This window comes from Ruegeria sp. E5 (assembly GCF_056534105.1).
Window position 1 is genome coordinate 1,314,502 of sequence record NZ_JBQFPA010000001.1, and the last position, 24,906, is coordinate 1,339,407.

Here is a 24,906-nt window from a genome sequence, read left to right on the forward strand (position 1 = left end):
CTGCCAAACGCCACCCGTTCTACAGATCATTCGTCGCCCGGCATAGACCGCTTATTCAATTCGCTTCCGGATCTGGCGCACCCCGAACCAAACGGCAAGGATGACAGGCACGGTCACAATTGCCGTCAGCATCCCTTTGCTAATCCCGGCCTGCGTCAGTGGGTAGAGCAAGTAGCTGACCAGAGACACCGCATAGTAGCTGATCGCCACCACAGATAATCCCTCGACTGTGTGCTGCAATCTAAGGGCCAGATCAGCACGCCGGTCCATGCTTTCCAGCAGAGCCTGATTTTGAGCGCTGCGTTCGACATCGACACGGGTACGCAACAGGTCGCCGGCGCGAATAGCCCTGTCGGACAAGGCCTGCAAACGTCGCTCGGTTGATTTAACCGTCCGCATCGCGGGGTCATAACGACGCATCATGAAATCGGCAAAACTCTGACGTCCATTGAATCTTTGTTCACGCAACACTTCGATGCGCTGATTAACAATCGCCTCATAGGCACCCGTGGCGCCGAACCGAAAAGAACACCGTGCCGAAAGTGTCTCAAGCTCGATCGAGGTAGACAGAAGATCCGGCAACAATTCGTCTGGGTGCGCTGTTTCATCGGACATCTGCCCCATCAGGCGGGTCAATTGACCATCCAGTTCGCCGATGCGCGGCATCAGTTGCTTGACCCGTGCAAATCCCAGCATCGACATTGCCTTGTAGGTCTCAATCTCGCACAGCCGCTGAACGATCCGCCCGGTCCGCCGCCGCCCGGTGCCTTTCTTGACAAACATCGCAAGCCGCATATGCCCCGCCGGATCAATTCGGAAATCACAAGCGCAGATCGCAGCATCATCCAGCACCCGCGCCACTGCTAGGCTTTCCGGCTCGAACCACTGAGCCAGCGAAGCCTTTGCCGCCTCATCTCCCTCGTATTCGACGACGCGAATTAAGGCCGATGTCACCCGCTGCCCCGGGCTCGCCATCAACCAGTCTGGAGGAAACACCTCAAAGTCTGCCGGATTGAATGCACGTTCACTGACGTTCGGAGTGATCGCGGTATAGGTCACAAACTCGGTATGTTGTTCCCATTTCAGCCAATGACGCCCGATCTGACCCGCGTAGTGAGTGGCTTCTGGCTGAGGGTGCTGCGCGCCGTGGCGATCCAGCAGATTGATCAGGTGGGCCATATCCTCGCCACGATCGCGCGTAACCGCTTCTTTGGGCTTCTTGATCGCCAGAAACACAACCGTGCTGGGTAAGGGTGCAACCGGAAATGGGCGTGCATGCAGTTCATTGGCCAGCGTATAGCGAAGCGGATGATTGTCTATGGGCGTCATGTAAGGCTCCGGTGTATCACCGGCACTATAAGGCAGACCGACACAACATCAATTGTTTATTTATTTCAATTACTTACAAGGATACAACGGTATACAATCCCGCTATCTTATTGATTCGGCTCCCATAGCTCGATGGGATTGCCTTCAGGATCGTGGATGCGGGCGAATTTCCCGACCTCGCTGTCCCACTCCGGGTTCGTCTCGACGGTGATTCCGGCGATCTTTAATTGGTCGATCAACGCGCTCAGGTCATCGACACGAAAATTGATCATCCATTGCTGCTCGGAGCGGCCAAAATACTCGGTGTCCTGCGCAAAGGGTGCGAACACCGTAAATCCTTCCCGCTGCTTCCAGGGCACAGGATCGTAGTGATTGACGCCCAAATGCTTCTCATACCAAGCACTCAACGCCTGCGGATCACGGGCCCGAAAGAATATCCCGCCAATTCCATTTACCTTCTGCATGGTCTGCCTCCGACTATCCCGAACACTCGCCAAGTTTAACACAGCCCGCTTGCTTCATATGGCTAAAAAACCTTGAGGGGGTTGGAGGCAAGCCCCCATCTCATCACAAAAGAAAAGGGCGCCCTCAGGCGCCCTTTGCAATCAGATTGTCCCTTCTGATCAATCGATCATGGGCAACAGCTTGTCGAGCGAAGCCTTGGCGTCGCCATAGAACATGCGGGTGTTCTCCTTGAAGAACAGCGGGTTCTCGATGCCCGAATAGCCGGTGCCCTGACCACGCTTGGACACAAACACCTGCTTGGCTTTCCAGCATTCCAACACCGGCATCCCGGCGATCGGGCTGTTCGGGTCTTCCTGCGCCGCTGGGTTCACGATATCGTTCGAACCGATAACGATGGCCACATCCGTATCCGGGAAGTCGTCGTTGATCTCGTCCATCTCCAGAACAATGTCATACGGTACCTTCGCCTCGGCCAGCAGCACGTTCATGTGGCCCGGCAGACGACCGGCAACGGGGTGGATCGCAAAGCGCACGTTCTTGCCCTTGGCGCGCAGCTTGCGAACCAGCTCGGACACCGATTGCTGCGCCTGCGCCACCGCCATGCCGTACCCCGGAATGATGACAATGCTGTCGGCGTCATTCAGCGCTGCAGCTACGCCATCTGCCTCAATGGCAATCTGCTCGCCCTCAACAGCCATCTGCTCGCCTTGCGGGCCACCAAAGCCACCTAAGATCACGCTGACAAAGTGACGGTTCATCGCCTTACACATGATGTAGGACAGGATCGCACCAGACGAGCCCACCAATGCACCAACCACGATCAGCAGGTCGTTGCCTAGCGAGAAGCCGATGGCCGCAGCCGCCCAACCCGAATAGCTGTTCAGCATCGACACAACCACCGGCATGTCGGCCCCGCCGATGCCCATGATCAGGTGATAGCCGATGAACAGCGCTGCCAGCGTCATCAGGAACAGCGGGAAGAAACCGCCCGAATTGGTGTACCAGATCAGGCAGATGAACGACAAAGCAGCCGCACCCGCGTTCAGAGCATGACCGCCCGGAAGCTTGGTCGCCGCCGAGGTCACCTTGCCCGCCAACTTGCCATAAGCCACGACCGATCCAGTAAAGGTGATCGCACCGATGAAGATACCGAGGAACAGCTCAACATGCAGGATCGCCAGTTCGGCCGCGGTCTTCTTGGCGATCAGCTTGGCGAACGCCCCCAGATCGGACAGGTCCGCCTGAGACGCACTGTCGGCAATCGCCATGACTTGCGCCACATTGCCGATCTCGAAATGGGCATTGAATCCCACGAACACAGCCGCCAGACCCACCAGCGAATGCATCGCGGCCACAAGCTGCGGCATCTCGGTCATCTGGACGCGCTGTGCCACGTTCTGACCGATCAGACCACCGCCCGCGATCAGCAGCAACGACAGCAGCCACAGGCCTGAACCCGGACCAACCAGCGTCGCAAAAACCGCGAGCGCCATACCAACAATGCCATACCAGACCGCCCTCTTGGCGCTTTCCTGGTTCGACAATCCACCCAGAGACAGGATGAAAAGGACAGCCGCAACGACATAGGCGGCAGTAGTGAAGCCAAATTCCATGTGCCCGGCCTCCTTAAGATTTCTGGAACATGGCGAGCATGCGCCGGGTTACGAGGAAGCCGCCGAAGATGTTGATTCCGGCCATGAAGACTGACAGCGCCGCCAGCAGAATGACCAGGAACGACCCCGATCCGATCTGCATCAAGGCTCCAACGATAATGATCGAAGAGATCGCGTTGGTGATCGCCATCAGTGGTGTGTGCAAGCTATGGCTGACATTCCAGATCACCTGGAAGCCCACAAAGATCGCCAGCACAAAGACGATGAAATGCTGCATGAAGCTGGCCGGAGCGATCAACCCCACCAGCAACATCAACGCACCGCCGACGCCCAGCAACGTGAACTGTTGCTTGGTCTGCGCTTTGAAGGCCGCGATTTCCTGCGCCCTTTTCTCTTCCGGTGTCAGTTCCTTGACCTCGGCCTTAGGCTGTGCCGCAATCGCCTGCACCTTGGGCGGAGGTGGCGGGAAGGTGATCTCGCCCTCATGGGTCACGGTCGCGCCACGGATCACGTCATCTTCCATGTCGTGATTGACCTTGCCGTCCTTCTCGGGTGTCAGGTCAGCCATCATGTGACGGATATTGGTCGCGTACAGAGACGATGACTGCGCCGCCATCCGGCTGGGGAAGTCGGTATAGCCGATAATGGTCACGCCATTGTCGGTCACGATCTTCTCATCCGGCACCGTCAGTTTACAGTTACCGCCCTTTTCCGCTGCAAGGTCAACGATGACCGAACCCGGCTTCATGCTTTCGACCATATCTTTGGTCCAAAGCTCAGGTGCCTCACGGTTGGGGATCAGCGCCGTGGTGATGACGATGTCCATCTCGGGTGCCAGTTCCCGGAACTTGGCAAGCTGGGCGTTGCGGAATTCTTCCGACTGGACCGATGCGTAGCCACCAGTCGATGCACCGTCCTGCTGTTCTTCCTCAAAATCCAGATAGACGAACTCAGCCCCCATGGATTCGACCTGCTCGGCCACTTCGGGGCGCACGTCGAACGCATAGGTGATCGCACCCAGCGAGGTCGAGGTCCCAATCGCGGCCAGTCCGGCCACACCGGCACCGACGATCAGCACCTTGGCAGGTGGCACCTTACCAGCCGCCGTCACCTGACCTGTGAAGAAACGGCCAAAGTTGTTGCCTGCCTCGATCACAGCACGGTACCCGGCGATATTGGCCATCGAAGACAGCGCGTCCATCTTCTGCGCGCGCGAGATACGCGGGACCATCTCCATCGCGATCACGGTCGCGCCCTTGGATTTGGCGGCCTCCATCCCGTCTTCATTACCAGCCGGATTAAAGAATGAAATCAGGGTCTTGTTCTTGGTCAGACGCTTCAGCTCGGTGGCATCGGGCTGACGCACCTTGGCAATGATATCCGCAGCCTTCCAAAGCGAGGCAGCGGTCTTCATGACCTCAACGCCTGCGGCTTCATAAGCGGCGTCCGAAAACCCCGCAGCAGCGCCTGCGCCCTTTTCGATCAGGCACTCATAGCCCAGTTTCTGCAACTGCACAGCCGAGTCCGGAGTCATCGCGACCCGGTTCTCGCCCTTGTACGTTTCCTTTGGCGTCCCAATTTTCACCAGTCGGTTCCCCCTAATTTTTGATTCAGGCCAGGTGGGTGTTCAGCATAGAATGACAAGCAGACATGTATCCTGCGCAAGATTATTTCGCAAGCGCAGCAATTATGACGCTGTGTCATGATGACCACACCCTTATATCCATCGTCTGGTCTTGCGTTCATACCGGGCGAAATCGGCGCGGAATGTGCGGCGCAGACGGTCTTCCTCGGGTATGATAAAGCGGCGTTCCAGCACCCAGACAAAAACCGGGATCAGCACCAGCGACAACACCGCGTCAAAACGCAGGATCAGCCCGGTCAGGATCAGCACATCGCCCACATAGATAGGATTGCGGCTGCGCTTATAAATCCCGGTCTGCACCATGGTCGAGGGTGTTTCGTGCGGAAAGACCGTGGTTTTGTGCCGGCGGAACTCGATTACCGCCATCACGGCCAGAATGATACCGCCACCGATCAGTATGCCGCTGAGCAGATCTGTCACCGCCCCATCCAGAGACAACCCCAGCGGCAACACGCGGGCCTGGACCCAGGCGAGCAAGGCAAAGCCCACAAGCCAAACAGGTGGTATGTCGATCAGGCGCATGGCTGTCCCTTCACGCGGCGACACATGGTGGCAAATGTCGCTTCTGATCGCTCTCCTATCGTTTTCTGACCGCATTGGCAAAAGCGCAGGGTGTCGCATCGACCCAGGGCGCTGGACAACCCGCACCAATAGACAGACACAACGGGATCAGATAGCCAGTTACAACCTGACTGTTTCAGAAAGACAAAGCCTCGCCATGACCGATTTCGCCAAAACCAAATCCATGTTTCACCTGCCCGAGGGCGTTCTTTATCTCGACGGTAACTCTCTGGGCCCGTTGCCGAAATCAGCCGGTGACCGTGTCGGAAGCATGATGAAGGACGAATGGGGTCAGTTGCTGATCACCGGCTGGAACAAAGCCGGGTGGATGGGTATGCCGACCGGCCTGGGGGATCGGATCGGACGGCTGATCGGGGCAGAGCCCGGCAGCGTCGTGGTGGGCGATACTCTGTCGATCAAGGTTTATCAGGCGGTCGCCTCAGCGCTGGAGCTGAACCCGACCCGCAAGGTCGTCCTGTCGGACAACGGCAATTTCCCGTCGGATCTTTACATGGCAGATGGGCTATTGCGATCACTGGGGACGGATTATGAACTGCGCGTGGTCGATCCCGAAAACGTCGCCGCACAAATCACCGAAGAGGTCGCTGTTCTGATGCTGACCGAGGTCGATTATCGCTCCGGCCGTATGCATGACATGAAGGCTTTGACCGAACTGGCCCACGCGAACGGTGTCGTGACCGTCTGGGACCTTGCCCATTCTGCGGGGGCAATCCCGGTCGATCTGTCCGGTTGCAACGCGGATTTCGCTGTTGGCTGCACGTATAAGTACCTCAATGGCGGTCCCGGTGCGCCAGCGTTCGTCTATGTCGCTCCGCGTCTGTCGGATCGCGTGCGCCCGGCGCTTTCGGGCTGGTTGGGGCATGAAGCCCCCTTTGCTTTCGACCTCGACTATCGCCCCGGCGCGGGAATCGAGAGGATGCGGGTCGGAACCCCTCCGGTCATTCAGATGGCAGCGCTGTCGGCAGCGATGGATATCTGGGACATGGCTGAAATGGCCGATGTGCGCGCCAAGTCAATCGAATTGACCGAATTGTTCATTACCCGGGTTGAGGCTACCTGCCCGGGATTGACACTCGCAAGCCCCCGCGATCCAGCCCAGCGCGGAAGTCAAATCTCGTTTCATTTTGATGAAGGATACGCTGCCATGCAGGCTTTGATCGCGCGTGGCGTGATCGGCGATTTCCGAGCGCCCGATATCATGCGGTTTGGCTTCACACCGCTATATGTCGATGAAGGGGATGTAGAACAGGCCGCCCAAATTCTGGCCGATATCATAACCAACAAGCTGTGGGACAAACCGGAATACAAAATCCGTCAGCGCGTCACCTGACCTCAAGCGCCGCGCCCAAAAGCGTGGCCAATTGCGAGATACCCTGCTCAAACTCTTCAGCGCTGGAGGCTGTCATCTTGACGCCCTTCAGCGATGTGGTGATTGTCTTTGCGGCCTCATCCGGGCCGACAGGCAAATGCGCGCGACCTGCCGCATCCTCGCGCCGTAACCATTCGGCGTAAAGTCGCGTCAATTTGGCCTCGCCCTCCTGAACGATATCCGTCGACATGGATTTGGTCGCGTCCAGCATTTCAAGCCCATGAGGTGAGGCCAAAATTTCAGCCATCCCGTTTGATTGCGCCTCGATCGCCTGAGCGAGGATCTGAGGCAAAGGACCTTCGCTGGCCAAGGCTTCAGCGACTAGGGTAACTTTCTCGCCATAATAAAACTGCGTCAGTTCGCGAACGATGGCCTCTTTATTCTTGAAATGCAGATAAACCGCAGGCCGGGACATCCCTGCCCCTTTGGCAATGTCATCCATCGAAGTTTTCTTAAACCCATAGGTCGCAAAGGCCTGAAATGCCGATTTCAGAATGGCCGCTGTCTTGGAATCTTCACTTACACTCGTCATGCGAGAACCTCTGACACTTCTTGTTCATTTTGTCAATTGACAAGCTGACACTTTTCATTAAATATGTCAGAAACTAGCCAAAGCTAAGAGAGGTGCGCCATGGCGACGGCCCTTAAGATCAACGGAAAGACCCATCAGGTTGATCTGCCTGATGATGTGCCCTTGTTATGGGTTCTGCGTGATGAGGTTGGACTAACCGGTACCAAGTTCGGCTGTGGTGTGGCTGCCTGCGGTGCCTGCACCGTTCATATTGATGGTGAGGCCGTGCGGTCCTGCCAGGTAGCGCTCTCGGATGTTTGGGGTGATGTCACCACGATCGAGGGGATTGGCACGCCTGACGCCATGGCAACGATCCAGAAGGCCTGGGTTGACCACCAAGTGGCGCAATGTGGTTACTGCCAGTCGGGCCAGATCATGCAGGCCGCATCGCTACTGGCTGAAAACCCGGCCCCAACGGACGAAGACATCGACGATGCGATGCAAGGCAACCTTTGCCGCTGTGGCACCTATCCTCGCATCCGCGCGGCCATCCACGATGCCGCTGCCAAGTTGAAGGAGGCTTGATCCATGGGACGTATCGGTAAAATCGTTCGCCGCACATTCCTGATCGGATCTGCCGCCATCGTAGGTGGAGTGGCCTTCGGTGCCTACTACGTCACGCGTCCAGCTGCGAACCCGCTGAAACCGCGTGACGGGGAAACCGCGCTTAGCCCCTTTGTTCTGATCGACCAGCAGGGCGTGACCCTGTTCGCCCCCCGCGCTGAAATGGGTCAGGGCGTTATGACCACCTGGGCAGCACTGATCGCCGAGGAGCTGGATGTTGAGCTGGACGAAATCCGTGTGCTGCACGGACCTGCTGCTGCCGCCTATTACAACCATGCTCTTATGGGGGAAAGCCTGCCAGGCAAGGGCTATGACATCTCGGATTTCCAGCACAATCTGGGTGAGGCACTGGGTGTTCTGGGCAAAACGTTAAGCCTGCAGGTTACCGGCGGCTCAACCTCGATGAAAGACGGGTTCGAACGGATGCGGATGGCTGGCGCTACTGCGCGAGAAACCTTGAAGCAGGCTGCCGCGGACCAACTGGGGGTCGATCGCGATCAACTCATGACCGAAAATGGTGCTGTGGTTGCCCCGGATGGCACGCGCATTCCCTATAGCGAACTGGCCAAGGCCGCAGGCCAGATCGAACCGCCCGAGGTTTCCCTGCGTGATCCGTCCGAATGGCGTTTGATCGGCAAATCCCTGCCCCGCGTCGACATTCCGGGCAAATCCACCGGCACCGCCACCTTTGGCATCGATGTAAGGCCAGAGGGCCTGAAATTCGCCTCGGTCCGCATGAACCCCAAGCTGGGCGGGGCAATGAACGGCTTTGACGCCAGTGCTGCAGAAGCCATGCCCGGCGTTGAAAAGATCGTCGATCTGGGCACGGGCGTCGCGGTGATTGCCAACAACACTTGGCTTGCCATGCAGGCGGTCGAGGCGATTGACGTGGATTGGGGCGATGCCCCCTATCCGCCCGATACTGATGCGGTATTCGCGCAAATTGCCAAGGCGTTTGATGACGCCCCGAACTCGACCATGCGCGATGAAGGCGATGTCGAAACGCTTCCTGAAGGTGCCACCGAGATTACGGCAGAATATACCGTGCCCTATCTGGCCCACGCCACAATGGAACCGATGAACGCCACGGCGCTCTATACCAGTAACAAGCTGGACCTGTGGTGCGGCAATCAGGCCCCGACCCTGATCCAGATCCGCGCAGCCAACACCGCCGGTCTAGATACCGAAGCGGTTGAGATTCACACCACCTATCTGGGCGGCGGTTTCGGCCGCCGGGGCGAGTTGGATTTCGGCGAGATCGCCACAAAGGTCGCCATGGCCATTCCAGGCACCCCTGTGCAAACGACGTGGAGCCGCGAAGAGGATATGCGTCACGATTTCTACCGCCCCGGCGCGATGGCGCGCATGCGGGGGGCAGTGAAGGATGGCAAGGCCGTTCTGATCGACGGTAAGGTTGCTTCGCAATCCCCGACCCACCAAGCGGTCGAACGTGTGACGGGTTTCTCTGGCGGCGGCCCCGACAAGGTTCTGGTCGAAGGCTTTTTCAACCAGCCCTACGCGGTGCCGAACTACAGAATGAGTGGTCACGTTGCCGATTTGGCTGTACCGGTTGGTTTCTGGCGCTCGGTCGGCAACAGCCACAATGCCTTCTTCCACGAGACCTTCCTGGATGAAATGGCCCATGCCGCCGGGCGCGACCCGCTGGAGTTCCGGCTGGAGTTGGCAAGGTCCGAGTTCGCCCCGGCTGCGGGGTGCCTGGAGGCCGTGAAAGAGATGTCAGGCTGGACCGGCAAAACCCCCGATGGTGTCGGACGTGGCGTGGCAATGGCCTACAGCTTTGGCACCCCTGTCGCACAGGTCATCGAAGTGGTGGACGAAGACGGCACCATCCGCATCAACAAGGCCTGGATCGCCTGCGATGTCGGCTTGGCTTTGGATCCGGCGACGGTCGAGGCGCAGATGATCGGCGGCATGATCTACGGATTGTCTGCCGCCGTTCAAGAAGAGATCACCTTTGCCGATGGTGAGGTCGAACAGTATAATTTCCCGGATTATGATGCGTTAAGGATGCAAAGCACACCGATCACGGAAGTCCGGATACTCGAGACCAACAAACATCTGGGCGGTGTCGGTGAACCGGGGACACCGCCGTCGATGCCCGCTTTGGGCAACGCGCTGTTCGACCTGACCGGCCAACGCGCGCGCAGCTTGCCGCTGAACAAGCAGTTCGACTTGCTCGTATGATCAATTTGCGCCGACCCGGCTATGGGTCGGCGCTCGCTCTTTCTGATGGCCTTAGAAGTTGACAGAAAGAAAGATTGCAGCTTCCGTCGCTTCAAAATCACTTTCGAACATGTCGAGATATCCGATTGAAGCCTCCAGAAACACCGTCTTGCTTGTGCGTCCTCTCACACCCAAACGGGTTGACCAAACAACATCATTGTCAGTGTTTGCAACTGTTCCACCCCCTAAGTTCTCGCGTTCAAACCAATAGGTCGCGCTGAGCGATGCATAAGGTGAAATGACAGAGCTGCCATTGAAGAACGGACGACTTACTTCGACCTCCGGCGTTAGGGCACTGTATTTTGCTTCTTGGATTTCACCAATAAACTCGGCTGGATTTCCCATATACGTCCCGGTGAGATCGTAGTCCTCGGCACTGTAATGATAGTAATCAAACGAGATCGACGGACGAATTAAGTAAGCTCCAGCCTCATATTGTCCGATTGCCTCGAGATTCGCGCGCCAACGGGTGCGATCAAAATCACCGCTCAGCTCCAGCACATCCACATCCGTGGAGAAGCGACCGATCGTGGCGAGACCGTTTAGAACCCACCTCTCAGACATCCGCCAGGCGAAATAGGGTCCGATCGCGAATCCCGAAGTATCCTGAGAAAACTGCCCCTGAAAGCCGTCCAGCTGAGTGTTTTCGTATTCAAGCTGCAAACCAAGCACGAGGTTTTCTTGGACAAGACGGTCGATCCCAATTTCGAAAAAGCTGTCGTTCACATCCAGTTCGCTGTTTCCACGGGTGTCTTCAATGTCTGTGTAGGTGAAATTGGTCCATACATTCCAAACAGATCCTGGCCCAAACTCGCGCCCCTCCGTCAGCGGAGGGCCGACAACCGGATCGCACAAGGCAGGGTCAAGCTTACCCGTCGCATCCGCCACGCAGGCTTGGTCATCGCCCGAAGGTCGCCCACTTACGTAGAGCGGATTAACGGGTCGACCTGTCTCGCCTATGTTGCCAATTCCACCGCCCGACCCTCCGGAACCGCCACCAGAGCCACCACCGGATCCGCCACCAGAGCCACCACCGGATCCGCCCGAGCCGCCGCCACCGCCGAAGCCACCCCCGGAACCGCCGCCTCCAAAGCCGCCCCCGCCTCCGAATCCGCCACCTGATCCACCCGAGCCGCCGCCACCGCCGAAGCCACCCCCGGAACCGCCGCCGGATCCACCCGAGCCGCCTCCGTTTCCTCCCCCGCCGCCACCATTGCCACCACCCCAACCCGGCAGCGTCCAATCTCTTTTTTGGTTTTGCGTATCGATCAGACAGTCGCGCCCATTTGGTGCCCCTCCGCGTTTGAACAGACGATGAACGCCCCCTGATCCATTAGATACGAAGGGAGACAAGCTTAGATGAACTCCAGGCCGAGATCGGCTCCAGGTATCAACGGTCGTGTTGCCCTGTGCAGCTTCCAGACGAAAAGCACCGCTTTCCGTCTGCGATAACCACAATGAGGATGAAGAGTCAGGTGTTCGCCCGATGTAAAGCAAGTCTCCGGCCGAGCTGCATTGTTGCGCATGCCCAGCAGTTCCCAGGACCGCCAAAAAAAAGTGCCGCAGGAACGAATTCTCTTAAACCGTGAGGGTACTTTCCTGAAAAGCTGTGCATGAACTGCTCCGAACCCAGTCAGATTTGAATATTGCCAAAGGTATCTCGGCGCAAATTCGCGGTTCAGGGAAGATATCCAATTATCTTTTTATTCGAATGTTGCCGGCAAACCTTAGAACGATCCATCGACAGATTAGCGTGACTAAGCAGACTGCCGGATCGCCCCGACCGTTTTCGCGTTTTTCCAATCGTATACGGCGCGACCAAATTCCTTGAACAATGGCCGCGAGACCGGGTCATTCGCCGCGTCCCATTCAGGGTGCCATTGGACTGAAAGGGTAAAGCCGGGGGCATCCTCGACATAGATCGCCTCGGGCGTGCCATCAGGCGCGTGGCCATCGATCACCACATTCTCGCCCAGCGTCTTGATCCCTTGTCCGTGTAACGTATTGGTCATCACTTCGGCCGCGCCCAGCAGGCGGTGGAACACACCACCTTCGGTTAGCGACACGATATGGCGCAGAGCAAACTTCTCCTCCAAAGTGCCGTCTGGTGGCATCCGGTGGTTCTGACGCCCTGGAAGGTCACGAATCTCAGGGTAGAGCGTACCACCCAAGGCGACGTTTACTTCTTGAAACCCGCGACAAATCCCAAAGAACGGCTGGCCCCGCTCAGCACAAGCCCGGATTAAAGGCAGCGTGATTGCATCCCGCGCGCGGTCAAACTCACCATGCGCCTCGGTCGCGGGCTCGCCATATTCTTCGGGGTGAACGTTCGGACGGCCGCCGGTCAACAGGAAGCCGTCGCAAACCTCGAGCAACTCATCAACCGCAACATAACGCGGGTCGGCGGGGATCAGTAGCGGCAGACAGTCAGACACGTTCGAGACCGCCTCGGAATTCATCGTTCCGCCCGCATGGGTCGGATACTGATCATTCATCAGATAAGAGTTGCCGATTATTCCAACGACGGGGCGCGCCATTCCAAGTCCCTTGTATCGCTCATTTCCTGCAAAACCTATCGGCAGGTTTGGCCGCGCGCAACGGCACAGACCCTGCATGGTAGCGCAAGCGCGTGTTCAGCGACGCACATCCCCGATGAAGTTCGGCATAGGGATCAGATCTCGCCCGTCAACCCAGCGGCTTCGATACCTGCCAACGCGGCCGCTGCGTCATTATCCGAAGTGTCGCCGGTTACACCCACGGCACCGATCAGCGCGCCCTTGCGGTCACGCAGCAGCACACCGCCAGGAACCGGAACAACCTGACCGCCATAAACCCCGTTCACGGCCGCCATGAAATAGGCCTGCCCTTCGGCCCGCTGCATCTGCGCGGTCCCCGCCATACCTAGCATTACCGATCCGTAGGCCTTACCATGTGCGATTGCAAAACGCCCCGGCGCAGCACCGTCTTCGCGTTCGAACGCGATCACGTGGCCTCCGGCGTCCAGGACAACAACCGAGAGCGGTTTCAGCTCCATCTCGCGCCCTTTTTCCAGAGCTTTCCGAATGATGGTCCGCGCTTTGCGCAATGAAATGTTCATGCCCGATCCTTTTCATCTGGCCAAAAATACCTTCGGGGGAGCACGAGGGGGCAGACAGCCCCCTCGTTCCTGCCCTTGCCCCTAGCTCAAACTTGCCTTCAGTTCCAGGCGACGGGCGTGCAGCACAGGCTCGGTATAACCCGAGGGCTGCACCCGCCCCCGGAACACCAGATCACAAGCCGCCTGAAACGCCACCCCGTCAAAACCCGGTGCCATGGGCCTGTAGACCGGGTCTCCTTCGTTCTGACGGTCCACTACCGCGGCCATTTTCTGCATCGCCGCCATCACCTGTTCCTGACTGACCACATCGTGATGCAACCAGTTGGCCAGCGCCTGCGAAGAAATCCGACAGGTTGCGCGGTCCTCCATCAGTCCTATGTCGTTGATATCCGGAACTTTCGAGCAGCCAACACCCTGATCAATCCAGCGCACAACATAACCCAAGACTCCTTGTGCGTTGTTTTCGATCTCACGGGTGATCTCACCAGCGCTGAGATTACGACCGCCCAGCAGAGGTATGGTCAGCAGATCATTCAACGTACCCCGAGCCCCGCCAGCGGCCAATTCATCCTGGCGCGCCAACACATCGATCTTGTGATAGTGGGTTGCATGAAGCGTTGCCGCAGTAGGTGACGGCACCCAGGCGCAGGTTGCACCGGATTGCGGGTGGCCGATCTTGGTCGCCAGCATGTCCGCCATCCGATCGGGCATGGCCCACATACCCTTGCCAATTTGCGCTCTGCCTTTCAGGCCGCAGACCAGTCCGATATCCACATTGCGATCCTCGTAAGACGCAATCCATGGCGTATCCTTGATATCGCCCTTCGGCAGCATCGGGCCTGCTTCCATAGAAGTATGAATCTCATCCCCCGTCCGATCCAGGAATCCGGTATTGATAAAGGCCACGCGCGATTTTGCGGCCCGGATGCATTCCTTGAGGTTGGCCGACGTGCGCCGCTCTTCATCCATAATGCCCAGCTTCACCGTATTGCGCGGCAGGCCCAGGATATCCTCGACCATGTCGAAAATCTCGACCGAAAACGCCACCTCCTCGGGCCCGTGCATCTTGGGTTTGACCACATAGGCCGACCCCTTGACCGAGTTCCCGCCCTCGCGCTTCATGTCATGCATGGCGATCAGCGTTGTGCAGAGCGCGTCCATCAAACCTTCACCAATCTCGCGCCCTTCGGCATCCAGCACTGCGGGGTTCGTCATTAGATGGCCCACATTTCGCACCAGCATCAGCGACCGACCTTTCAGAGTGGCTGGCGTGCCATTCGGAGCCATGTAGGCCAAATCCCCAGCAAGCTTGCGCGTGAAGGTTGTGCCGCCTTTCGTAACCTCTTCGGTCAGGTTGCCGGCCATCAAGCCAAGCCAGTTTCCATAGGCCAACACCTTGTCGGTCGCGTCGACACAAGCAACAGAATCCTCGCAATCCATGATGGTCGAAAGCGCGGATTCCAAACGGACATCAGAAATACCTGCAGGATCGGTGGCGCCAATTGTGCTATGCGCATCAATCCTGACTTGAATGTGCAACCCGTTGTTGCGCAGCAGTACAAACTCCGGTGCTTCAGCTGCGCCAGCGTAGCCTGCGAACTGAGACGGGTCGGCGAGCTTCGGTATCAGCGCACCGTCCCTAACGCTTAACCCGGAGACCTCCGCCCAAGACCCTTCGGATAGCGGCACAGCCTCATCCAGGAACGCCTTGGCCCAGGCGATGACCCGCGCACCGCGCCCGGCGTCATAAGCCTTGCCTGTCGGCAGATCGCCTAACGCATCTGTTCCATAAAGCGCATCATATAAACTGCCCCAGCGCGCATTTGCGGCATTCAACGCAAAGCGCGCGTTGGTGATCGGCACTACCAATTGCGGTCCGGGGATTAGCGCGATTTCAGGGTCGACATTGGCTGTCTCGATCTCGAAATCGTCGCCTTCCTCTACCAGGTACCCAATCTCACGCAGAAAAGACTGATACTCAGCCGCGTCAATGGGCAACCCCCGCCGCGCCGCGTGCCAGCCATCGATCCGGCCCTGAATGTCAGCCCGCTTGTCCAGCAGCGCCCGGTTTTTCGGTCCAAGCTCATTGGCCAAGCGCGACAGACCCGCCCAGAAATCAATTGCCGAAACTTCCGTGCCCGGCAGCGCCTTCTGTTCGATGAAATCCACCAGAACCGGGTCAATCTGCAGCCCGTTGCGGGTCTCTCTGCTGCTCATATTCCGAATCCCCTACGATTGTGTGCCATTGTATGCGCTCCTCAATTAGGGCGTTCGTTTCCGATAGGCAACTTCTGTCCCGACATGAGGGGCATTTGACCCAGCGCGAACCGTCTCAAATGAACAGCGGCAATGGCACATCGGTTGCAGCGTCCGCGCGAAGCCCATAACGTCGCGCCAGATTCCCAGTCGATGAGGCCACCGATGCGCGACGCCGCCCCCACAACGATTTATCTGAAAGACTACACTCCGTTCGGGTTTCTAGTGGACAGTGTGCATCTGACCTTCGATCTGGCCGCACACGCCACTCGCGTCACTTCCCGCATCGCCTTCCGCCCGAACCCCGAAGCGACCGACCGCACGTTTTTTCTGCATGGCGAAGAGCTAAAGCTGATCCGTGCCGCAATTGATGGTGAATTGATTACGCCTGAAGTGACCGCCGAAGGCCTCACCGCACCGGTTCCAGACGCGCCTTTCGTGTGGGAGGCCGTGGTCGAGATTGATCCCGGCAACAACACCGCGCTTGAGGGGCTGTATATGTCGAACGGCATGTATTGCACCCAATGCGAGGCCGAAGGGTTTCGCAAGATCACTTATTACCCCGACCGCCCCGATGTGATGAGTGTATTCACCGTACGCATTGTATCCGACACACCGGCGGTTATGCTGTCCAATGGCAACCCGGTCATTTCTGATTGGAACAGCGCGGAATGGCACGATCCTTGGCCAAAACCAGCCTATCTCTTTGCACTCGTTGCTGGAAATCTGGTGGCCACGTCAGACAACTTCACCACCAAATCCGGTCGCGACGTCGAATTGAACCTCTGGGTCCGCCCTGGTGATGAAGGCAAATGCGCCTTTGGCATGGAAGCCCTTAAAAAGTCAATGAAATGGGATGAGGACGTCTATGGCCGCGAATACGATCTGGACGTGTTCAACATCGTGGCCGTGGACGATTTCAACATGGGAGCGATGGAGAACAAGGGGCTGAACATCTTCAACTCCTCCGCCGTTCTGGCCAGCCCTGAAACCTCGACCGACATGAATTTCGAACGGATCGAGGCGATCATCGCACATGAGTACTTCCACAACTGGACCGGCAACCGCATCACTTGCCGTGACTGGTTCCAGCTGTGCCTGAAAGAGGGGCTGACTGTGTTCCGCGACGCGCAGTTCACTTCGGATATGCGCTCGGCCCCTGTAAAACGTATCCACGATGCCATCAACCTGCGCGCGCGGCAATTCCCTGAAGATAACGGGCCACTCTCGCACCCGGTCCGCCCCGAAAGCTTTCAGGAAATCAACAACTTCTACACCTCAACCGTCTATGAAAAAGGCGCCGAGGTGATCGGGATGCTGAAACGGCTGGTCGGGGATGAGGCCTACAGCAAAGCACTGGACCTGTACTTCGATCGCCACGACGGGCAGGCCTGCACGATCGAAGATTGGCTGAAAGTATTCGAAGACACTACGGGCCGCGACCTGACCCAGTTCAAACGTTGGTACAGCCAATCCGGTACCCCCCGTGTCTCAGTTGCCGAAGATTGGACCGATGGCACCTATACCCTGACGCTGCGCCAACGGACCGAGCCGACGCCGGGCCAAGAAGACAAGCAACCTCAGGTCATCCCTATCGCTTTGGGCCTGCTTGGCCCGAACGGGGACGAGATACTTGCGACCGAAGTGCTGGAACTGACCGAAGCCGAGCAGAGTTTTACCTTTACCGGTCTCGCGGCCAAACCTGTGCCCTCGATCCTGCGTGATTTCTCGGCCCCTGTGATCCTTGAACATGAGATCAGCAATGCCGAACGCGCCTTCCTTCTGGCTCATGACACCGACCCGTTCAACCGCTGGCAGGCAGGGCGGTCGCTAGCCGAGGACACCCTGCTGCGCATGATCACCGATGAGGCAACGCCTGATACCGACTACCTTGACGGCTTGCTGGCAGTGCTACGGAATGAGGCGCTGGACCCGGCCTACCGGGCACTGATGCTGGGTCTGCCGACGCAAGCGGAACTGGCCGCAACACTATTTGACAAGGGCATCACCCCCGACCCGATGGCGATCTGGCGAGCGGTTGAGACTTTGCGTCAAGCCACGGCGCAACACGTTCAAGACCTGCTCCCCCGTCTGAACAGTGAAACGCTGGTGGACGCGCCTTATCAGCCGGACGCTGAACAATCAGGCAAACGCGCCTTGGGCAGCGCGGCGCTTGCGCTGACCTCGAGACTGGATGGAGGTGCCAAGGCCGCAGAGCAATATGCACGTGCTGACAACATGACCCTGCAGTTGGCCGCGTTGTCTTGTCTGCTACGCGCGGGCAAAGGCGAACGTGAGCTGGCCGCCTTCTATGATCAATGGCAGCATGACCGGCTGGTCATGGACAAGTGGTTCGCCATGCAGGTCTTGATGACCGGACCGGAAAAATCGGTTGAGACCGCGCGCAGGTTGACCGAGCATGCTGATTTTAATTGGAAGAACCCAAATCGTTTCCGCGCCTTAATGGGATCCCTGGCAGGCAACCACGCAGGCTTCCACCAAGCGAACGGAGCAGGTTACGCGCTGCTGGCAGGCTGGTTGATCCGACTTGATCCCGTAAACCCGCAGACCACCGCCAGGATGTGCAGCGTGTTCCAAACTTGGAAACGCTATGACGCCGACCGTCAGGCCTTAATACTTGCACAACTGAATCGCATTGCCGACACGCCGAACCTGTCCCGGGACACGACCGAAATGGTCACGCGCATCTTGGGCGCATGACCGCGTTTACGTTCACTCGACAGAACCGAAATCAGCGAACGGTTCTGATCCTGATCGGCATTTACGCGATGTTGATCGCTTTGATGATCCTGCTGAACGCGGTCTGGTGGCTGATGGCGCTTCTGGCCCTGACTACCCTGCCCGCGCTGTGGGATGTTATCAAGGACACCAGCGCAGGCATGGAACTGACCGATGAAACCCTGCGTTGGCACACCGGCCAACGTCAGGGACAACTCAAGCTGTCCGAGGTGGATCGATTCCGGTTTGACACGCGGTGGGATTTCTCGGTGCGCGTCTCAGCGGTTCTGAAATCCGACAAACGCGTGCGTTTACCCGATGAATCACTGCCACCACACAAGCAATTCGAAATGGTCCTGAATCAGGCGGGATTCGCGGTCGAACGACATCATTTTAGAGTTTTCTGAAACGATTCATGGAGTCTGGGCCACATTGGCACCTGAATCGCGGGTTCTCCGCGACGTAGTCTTGATTTGAGCAGATTTTTTGGCAAACTGGACGGGTTATAAGTTTGTTCCAGTTCGAGTTTTGCCATGTTTTGGTCTTTGAAGGCTTTTGCCGCCCGTATTGTCGGTTCTTCTGATCCCACCCCTACACCTCTGCCTGCGTCCGTCGCCGATGCTACTGCATGGCTTGTCGCCTCGGGGCAGTTGAACATCCCAATCGCAGAATCAGATGAAAATGATGCGATCGGGCATCAGGTGATCGAACGTGGCCGCCATCTGGCGCGGCAGGATATGTGGGCAGAACTGTCGCTGGAGATGCGCGCTGCAGATGAGGGGCGCAAGGCTACCCCTTGCGGGCAGCCGATCTCCGAGCTGTTGGCCTTTGGGGCCCGGTCCGATGTGGTTTTGGCGGCCGAGCACGCGCTGTCGGACGGCAAAGCACTGTCAGACTATGATCTGCTGGGCGGAATCTCGGAATTGGAAGGCGAGATTCAGAACCATCCCGATGATCCGATGATCACGCTTGTGGTTGCCTTGGCCCATATCGATTTGGCGTGGGCCTGGCGCGGGACGGCGCACCCGGACACGCTGCCGGCGCTGCACCAATCCCGTTGTGCCGCGCATTTCGACCGGGCTGCTGCGCTGCTTCCGAAATGCCGCGCTGCGCTGCCCGACAGTCCGGCGATTGCTGCAGCGGATTGCGCCTTGCTGGCAGGACACATTGATCCGCGCACCCGCGTTGCTGATAAATACGAGGCCCTGATCACGCTGGATCCCCAGAACCATCGCCACATGCGTGCGATGGGCAGCCACCTGCTGCCACGCTGGTTCGGCAGCTATGAACAGCTTGAGGTGCAAGCCTTGCGAAACGCCGCACGGACCCATAAAAACTGGGGTGCGGGTGGGTATACCTGGGTGCAATTCGACGCCATCGCGCTGGATGACGAGGCCTGCGCGCGGGTAGATGTCGAATACTTCCTTGAAGGTTTGCGCGATATCGTTGCACGTCGTCCGGATCAGCAGACAATCAACCTGCTGGCGGCCTATTGCTCGGTCACATTGCAGAACAGAATGGGTCAGAACCCGCGCGCCGATATCGCCCGCAAACAGATTTGCGAGGCCGCAAACTGGCTGATCCGCGATCACATGACCGAACTGCATCCGCTGATCTGGGCCCACGCGGCAAACGGGTTCAACAACAGCCTTCGCGTCAACTCGGCCGAGCGTTTTGCCGCCCGTGGCCGCCGCGATGCGCTGAAGGCAATCGCCAATCTGTTGCGGGATGAGTTGCGCAGTGGGCAGAGTGTGACCTTTACACCGTCGGGGCTGCAGTTCTCGGGGAACTAAAGCGCCATTGCCCCTTGCCCCTTTGGCGCGCCGGGCCTAATACGCAGGCTTAGACTTCTGCGGAAATGAGGCGCGCCATGCTCGACCTGACATACGAAATGCCCAAACCCAAAACCATTGCCGGGGCCAAGCACGATTGGGAACTGGTGATCGGGATGGAGGTGCACGCTCAGGTCTCATCCAATGCCAAGCTGTTCTCGGGTGCATCAACCCAATTCGGGGCCGAGCCGAATTCGAACGTGGCCTTCGTGGACGCCGCAATGCCGGGGATGCTGCCGGTGATCAACGAGTATTGCGTTGAACAGGCCGTGCGCACCGGGCTGGGTCTGAAAGCGGATATCAACCTGAAATCGGCCTTTGACCGCAAGAACTATTTCTATCCCGACCTGCCGCAGGGCTACCAGATTTCCCAGCTTTATCAGCCTATTGTAGGTGAAGGAGAAGTTCTGGTCGAGATGGGTGACGGCACCGCGCGCATGGTCCGCATCGAACGCATCCACATGGAGCAAGACGCGGGCAAATCGATCCACGACATGGATCCGCATATGTCCTTTGTCGACCTGAACCGGACCGGCGTCTGCCTGATGGAGATCGTTTCGCGCCCCGATATTCGCGGGCCGGAAGAGGCCGCGGCATATATCGCCAAGCTGCGTCAGATCATGCGTTACTTAGGCACCTGCGACGGCAACATGCAGAACGGCAACCTGCGGGCGGACGTAAACGTTTCGATCTGTTTGCCGGGTGCTTACGAGAAGTATCAGGAAACACAGGACTTTTCGCATCTGGGCACGCGCTGCGAGATCAAGAACATGAACTCAATGCGCTTTATCCAGCAAGCGATCGAGGTCGAAGCCCGCCGTCAGATTGCCATCGTTGAAGGCGGCGGCACGGTTGATCAGGAAACCCGTCTGTACGACCCGGACAAGGGCGAGACACGCTCGATGCGGTCCAAGGAAGAGGCGCATGATTATCGCTACTTCCCCGACCCTGACCTGCTGCCGCTGGAGATCGAACAGGCATGGGTGGATGACATCGCCGCCAATCTGCCCGAGCTGCCAGACGATAAAAAAGCTCGTTTTATCAGTGCGTTCGGCCTGACCGACTATGACGCATCGGTGCTGACCGCCGAGGTGGAATCGGCTGCTTATTTCGAAGAGGTCGCCAAGGGGCGCAGCGGCAAGCTGGCCGCGAACTGGGTCATCAACGAACTGTTTGGTCGCCTGAAAAAAGAAGACCACGACATCACCGAGTCTCCGGTGTCTCCGGCTCAGTTGGCGGGTATCATTGATCTGATTTCGTCGGATGCCATCTCGGGCAAGATCGCCAAGGATCTGTTTGAAATCGTCTATACCGAAGGCGGTGACCCGGCGCAGATCGTTGAAGACCGCGGCATGAAACAGGTGACAGATACCGGCGCGATCGAGGCCGCTTTGGACGAGATCATCTCGGCCAATCCGGCACAGGTTGAGAAGGCCAAGGTGAACCCAAAACTGGCCGGATGGTTCGTCGGACAGGTGATGAAGGCCACCGGCGGCAAGGCCAACCCGAAGGCCGTTAACGAACTGGTCAGCAAAAAGCTGGGTTCGTAAATCTTCCGAGTTGTACAAACCCCGGACAGGGGTTTGTTCGACTTGTACATAACGAAAACTTAATTTCAGAGCGCTTAAATCGGGCAAGCCATCGGCTTGACTCCCTGCCCGAATGCGCATTCTCATCTCGCCAGGTCAGAGAGGTGAGCATCAATGAAAAATCGTTTCGATCAGGAACTGGAAACCCGGCTGGTGCGCTATGCCGCCATCGACAGCCAGAGCGATGAGACCTCGCCATCGACCCCCAGCACCGAAATCCAGTTCGACATGCTGAACCTGCTGAAGCAAGAGCTTACCGAAATCGGTGCGCAGGATGTTGAGATGACTGGTGACAGCGTCGTGGTGGCAACCATCCCCGGTACGGCCGAAGGACCGACCATCGGGTTTCTGGCGCATGTAGACACCGCGCCTCAGTTCAACGCAACCGGGGTCAAGCCGCGGGTGATCAAGGGGTATAATGGCGGCGAGATTACATTCCCCGATGATCCCGATCTGGTGCTTTCGCCCGAAGAACACCCCTATCTGGCCGAGAAGATCGGGCATGACCTGATCACCGCCTCAGGCACCACGCTACTGGGGGCTGATGACAAGGCGGGCGTTTCGATCCTGATGACGATGGCGCGACACCTGCTTGAGAACAAGGACGTGCACCACGGTCCGATTCGCATCGCTTTTACCCCGGATGAAGAGATCGGGCGCGGTGTTACCGAACAGCTGCCCAAAGATCTGGGCGCGGATTTCGCCTATACGCTGGACGGGCAGGAACTGGGTGAGATCGAATACGAAAGCTTCTCGGCCGACCGAGCGGTGATTAAGATCACCGGCGTGTCGATCCACCCGGGACTGGCCAAAGACAAAATGGTAAACGCGGCGCATCTGGCTGCAAAGATCGTGCAGACCCTACCTCAGGCAACGATGACGCCCGAGGTGACGGATGGGCGCCAGGGGTTCATCCATGTCACCGATATGAACGGCGGCTCGTCCGAGATGGAGATAAAACTGATCCTGCGCGATTTCGAGATGGATGCGCTGGAAGCCCAGCGCGAGATCGTCCGGCAAGTCTGCGCCGCCGTACAGGCCACCGAGCCGCGTGCGACCATCACCTGCGACATCTCCCATCAGTATCGCAACATGCGCTATTGGCTGGAAAATGACATGACGCCGGTTGATCTGGCCCGCGAGGCCTGCCGTGAACAAGGGATCGAGCCGGTCTCGGTGCCGATCCGGGGTGGCACCGACGGCTCGCGCCTGACCGAATTTGGCACACCGACACCTAATATCTTCACAGGCATGCAGTGTATTCACGGACCGCTAGAGTGGATTTCGGTGCAGGACATGGCGGTCGCGACAGAAACCTGCTTGTCACTCGTAGGCAAAGCAGCGCGGAGCTAAGGCCACAGTGCGGGCCGAAATTCGCCAATGCGCGATCTTGGCTTTCGCCCGCCCGTCAAAATGTTAATTTGCCCCGACACGGCAATCAGGACCAGTTGATGCAGCGCTACGAATACAAAGTTGTCCCCGCTCCGCAAAAGGGCACCAAGGCGAAGGGCGTGAAAACGCCCGAGGGCCGGTTTGCCACCTCGATCGAGCAACTGCTGAACCAGATGGGACAGGATGGCTGGGAGTATCAGCGCGCCGAATTGCTGCCCAGCGAAGAACGTTCGGGGCTGACCGGGTCAACCACCAACTGGCGCAACGTGTTGGTTTTCCGCCGGGCTCTGGCGTTGGAAAAACCTGAACAGCCCGAACTCGTCGAAGAGGACACCGCCCCAACCGCGCGCGCAGTCCCGGGACCCGAAGAGGTTTTGGCCAAAACTCCTGCCGCCCCTGCCCCAATCTCGGAAGAGCCCGAAGACCCGCCCTTGTCTTTGAAACCTTCGGACGAAGTGGCGGATGATGAAGTGCGCCCCGAGCAAGCACGCCCAGCCGAGTCGTGATTGGATAACAATCAATCGAAGGATACCGCTTGAAGGGGCAAGGCCCTTATACCCTGCCCCATAACGGTTTTGCTTTCTCAGTTCCAACCCGCGAACTCCAACGGCGAGAAACGACGCGGTAAGGGGATTGCTGCTGAGCCAGCTGACCTTGAATTTGGCACATCCAGGAAGCTAGGCGCGCAACCACCAGACAGGGCAACTGCATGACCTGCGAAACCAATATTTGCGGAGCCAAAAACGAGCGTGGGCTAAGAGGGTTTATTGCAAGGTTGTCAATTGCAAGCTGATTGCCCTGCATACATCCCAGCGCCTGCACCTGCTGCAGTCGCGAGTGTCTTGCCTGTACCGCCACCGAACCGATTTCCAACCACTCCCCCAAGGGCAGCGCCACCAAGGATTCCCGCAGCGCAGCGAGCGTCTTGCTGTACCTGCGCCTGAGTTGGCGTCGTCGGAGCCCCGCAAGCAGCCAAGAGCAGTGAGGTCGCAAGCGCACAGGTTAACAGTGCTTTGTTCATCTCGATTGCCTCTCAAATACCAAATAGTTATCTGAGTAAGTGGCTCTGGCGCGTCTAGCGTACAAGATATCAGCGTCTGTTTGATTCGAGATTAATCAAAACTTAATAAAGAAGTCTAAGGGTCGAGTTCTTTATGCGATATTTGCTGGTTTCCGATCGTTGCGGGTGCCGGGTTCCTGGTAAACCCCGACATTGGACGGCCGTGTTTTAGTTGTAGAAAGCGGGCGATGAGCGCGGAGCATCACAGTAAGATTTGACGCACAATAAAGCGCGACTACTGAATCTTCTGTTCCCCTTTATTCCCCCAAAACCACATAGGTCGCGAGCCAGATCGAGCAAATATACATAGATATCTGAAGAGATGGTGCCCCCACACGGACTCGAACCGCGGACCTACTGATTACAAATCAGTTGCTCTACCAGCTGAGCTATAGGGGCACTGGGTGTCGATTAATATCTCGGAACAGGGACTGCAAGCCCGAAATTTCGGGTCATCTTAACTTTGTGCTGGTTTGCCTTAGGATAACAGTAATATCAGGCCTCATCCGAATTTGACTGCACCGGGGACAGGTTGTAACCCAAGCGGCGATCCCGACCG

General features: G+C 57.8%; 20 protein-coding genes and 1 tRNA gene. 9 read left to right on the forward strand and 12 right to left on the reverse strand.

The window, feature by feature from the left end:
• Positions 1-51 precede the first annotated feature (51 nt).
• The 5 genes from ACR0BI_RS06650 to ACR0BI_RS06670 form a co-directional block, all read right to left on the reverse strand.
• Positions 52-1,329 carry a DUF3422 family protein gene (locus ACR0BI_RS06650; protein WP_170404096.1) on the reverse strand — a complete coding sequence of 426 codons (1,278 nt, stop codon included), beginning with the start codon at positions 1,327-1,329 and terminating at the stop codon, positions 52-54.
• A gap of 107 nt (positions 1,330-1,436) precedes the next feature.
• Entirely contained in the window at positions 1,437-1,793 is a 357-nt protein-coding gene (locus ACR0BI_RS06655) for a VOC family protein (protein ID WP_480561207.1), read from the reverse strand.
• Between the two features lie 159 nt (positions 1,794-1,952).
• Positions 1,953-3,407, reverse strand: a complete 1,455-nt coding sequence (locus tag ACR0BI_RS06660; RefSeq protein WP_480561206.1) for an NAD(P)(+) transhydrogenase (Re/Si-specific) subunit beta — start codon at positions 3,405-3,407, stop codon at positions 1,953-1,955.
• 13 nt (positions 3,408-3,420) lie between these two features.
• The gene (locus ACR0BI_RS06665) at positions 3,421-4,992 is read right to left on the reverse strand and encodes a Re/Si-specific NAD(P)(+) transhydrogenase subunit alpha (RefSeq protein ID WP_170424155.1); all 1,572 of its coding nucleotides are present in this window, start codon (positions 4,990-4,992) and stop codon (positions 3,421-3,423) included.
• 132 nt (positions 4,993-5,124) lie between these two features.
• A complete protein-coding gene (locus ACR0BI_RS06670; RefSeq protein ID WP_170397122.1) occupies positions 5,125-5,574 on the reverse strand; it encodes a methyltransferase family protein in 450 nt (149 codons plus the stop codon).
• Positions 5,575-5,770: 196 nt separating this feature from the next.
• Here ACR0BI_RS06670 and kynU point away from each other — a divergent pair, with 196 nt between their 5' ends.
• Complete coding sequence (kynU, locus tag ACR0BI_RS06675; protein ID WP_480561205.1) at positions 5,771-6,964, forward strand: kynureninase; 1,194 nt, start codon at positions 5,771-5,773, stop codon at positions 6,962-6,964.
• On the opposite strand, the gene ACR0BI_RS06680 is transcribed toward kynU, so the two are convergent.
• A complete protein-coding gene (locus ACR0BI_RS06680; RefSeq protein ID WP_170397125.1) occupies positions 6,957-7,535 on the reverse strand; it encodes a TetR/AcrR family transcriptional regulator in 579 nt (192 codons plus the stop codon). The two genes, kynU and ACR0BI_RS06680, sit on opposite strands and share 8 nt — an antisense overlap.
• A 99-nt stretch (positions 7,536-7,634) precedes the next feature.
• Between ACR0BI_RS06680 and ACR0BI_RS06685 the strand changes: the two genes are divergently transcribed.
• Positions 7,635-8,099 (forward strand): (2Fe-2S)-binding protein, encoded by a 465-nt coding sequence (locus ACR0BI_RS06685; RefSeq protein WP_480561204.1) that lies wholly within the window; start codon positions 7,635-7,637, stop codon positions 8,097-8,099.
• 3 nt (positions 8,100-8,102) lie between these two features.
• Entirely contained in the window at positions 8,103-10,343 is a 2,241-nt protein-coding gene (locus tag ACR0BI_RS06690; protein ID WP_480561203.1) for a xanthine dehydrogenase family protein molybdopterin-binding subunit, read from the forward strand.
• 51 nt (positions 10,344-10,394) lie between these two features.
• Here the strand turns inward: ACR0BI_RS06690 and ACR0BI_RS06695 are convergent, their stop codons facing one another.
• The 4 genes from ACR0BI_RS06695 to ACR0BI_RS06710 all read right to left on the reverse strand — a co-directional run bounded on the left by ACR0BI_RS06695 (position 10,395) and on the right by ACR0BI_RS06710 (position 15,696).
• A complete protein-coding gene (locus tag ACR0BI_RS06695; protein WP_480561202.1) occupies positions 10,395-11,735 on the reverse strand; it encodes an autotransporter outer membrane beta-barrel domain-containing protein in 1,341 nt (446 codons plus the stop codon).
• Between the two features lie 404 nt (positions 11,736-12,139).
• A complete protein-coding gene (locus ACR0BI_RS06700) occupies positions 12,140-12,919 on the reverse strand; it encodes a gamma-glutamyl-gamma-aminobutyrate hydrolase family protein (protein WP_480561201.1) in 780 nt (259 codons plus the stop codon).
• Between the two features lie 134 nt (positions 12,920-13,053).
• Positions 13,054-13,479, reverse strand: coding sequence for a GlcG/HbpS family heme-binding protein (locus ACR0BI_RS06705; RefSeq protein WP_480561200.1), 426 nt, complete (start codon positions 13,477-13,479; stop codon positions 13,054-13,056).
• A gap of 81 nt (positions 13,480-13,560) precedes the next feature.
• Positions 13,561-15,696 carry a malate synthase G gene (locus ACR0BI_RS06710; RefSeq protein ID WP_480561199.1) on the reverse strand — a complete coding sequence of 712 codons (2,136 nt, stop codon included), beginning with the start codon at positions 15,694-15,696 and terminating at the stop codon, positions 13,561-13,563.
• Positions 15,697-15,900: 204 nt separating this feature from the next.
• Between ACR0BI_RS06710 and pepN the strand changes: the two genes are divergently transcribed.
• From pepN to ACR0BI_RS06740, 6 genes are all read left to right on the forward strand, one after another.
• Positions 15,901-18,456, forward strand: coding sequence for an aminopeptidase N (pepN, locus tag ACR0BI_RS06715; protein ID WP_480561198.1), 2,556 nt, complete (start codon positions 15,901-15,903; stop codon positions 18,454-18,456).
• Entirely contained in the window at positions 18,453-18,881 is a 429-nt protein-coding gene (locus ACR0BI_RS06720) for a hypothetical protein (protein WP_480561197.1), read from the forward strand. The genes pepN and ACR0BI_RS06720 overlap by 4 nt, the downstream gene beginning before the upstream one ends.
• A gap of 126 nt (positions 18,882-19,007) precedes the next feature.
• Positions 19,008-20,267: a hypothetical protein gene (locus ACR0BI_RS06725; RefSeq protein ID WP_480561196.1), complete on the forward strand. Its 1,260-nt coding sequence runs from the start codon at positions 19,008-19,010 to the stop codon at positions 20,265-20,267.
• Positions 20,268-20,344: 77 nt separating this feature from the next.
• Complete coding sequence (gene gatB, locus ACR0BI_RS06730; RefSeq protein ID WP_170511261.1) at positions 20,345-21,856, forward strand: Asp-tRNA(Asn)/Glu-tRNA(Gln) amidotransferase subunit GatB; 1,512 nt, start codon at positions 20,345-20,347, stop codon at positions 21,854-21,856.
• Positions 21,857-22,009: 153 nt separating this feature from the next.
• Entirely contained in the window at positions 22,010-23,248 is a 1,239-nt protein-coding gene (pepT, locus tag ACR0BI_RS06735; protein ID WP_170511263.1) for a peptidase T, read from the forward strand.
• 98 nt (positions 23,249-23,346) lie between these two features.
• Positions 23,347-23,793: a DUF4177 domain-containing protein gene (locus ACR0BI_RS06740; protein ID WP_480561195.1), complete on the forward strand. Its 447-nt coding sequence runs from the start codon at positions 23,347-23,349 to the stop codon at positions 23,791-23,793.
• 272 nt (positions 23,794-24,065) lie between these two features.
• Here the strand turns inward: ACR0BI_RS06740 and ACR0BI_RS06745 are convergent, their stop codons facing one another.
• Positions 24,066-24,308: a glycine zipper 2TM domain-containing protein gene (locus ACR0BI_RS06745; protein ID WP_170404143.1), complete on the reverse strand. Its 243-nt coding sequence runs from the start codon at positions 24,306-24,308 to the stop codon at positions 24,066-24,068.
• A 362-nt stretch (positions 24,309-24,670) separates the two neighbouring features.
• Positions 24,671-24,746 (reverse strand) — tRNA-Thr (locus tag ACR0BI_RS06750).
• Between the last annotated feature and the right edge of the window lie 160 nt (positions 24,747-24,906).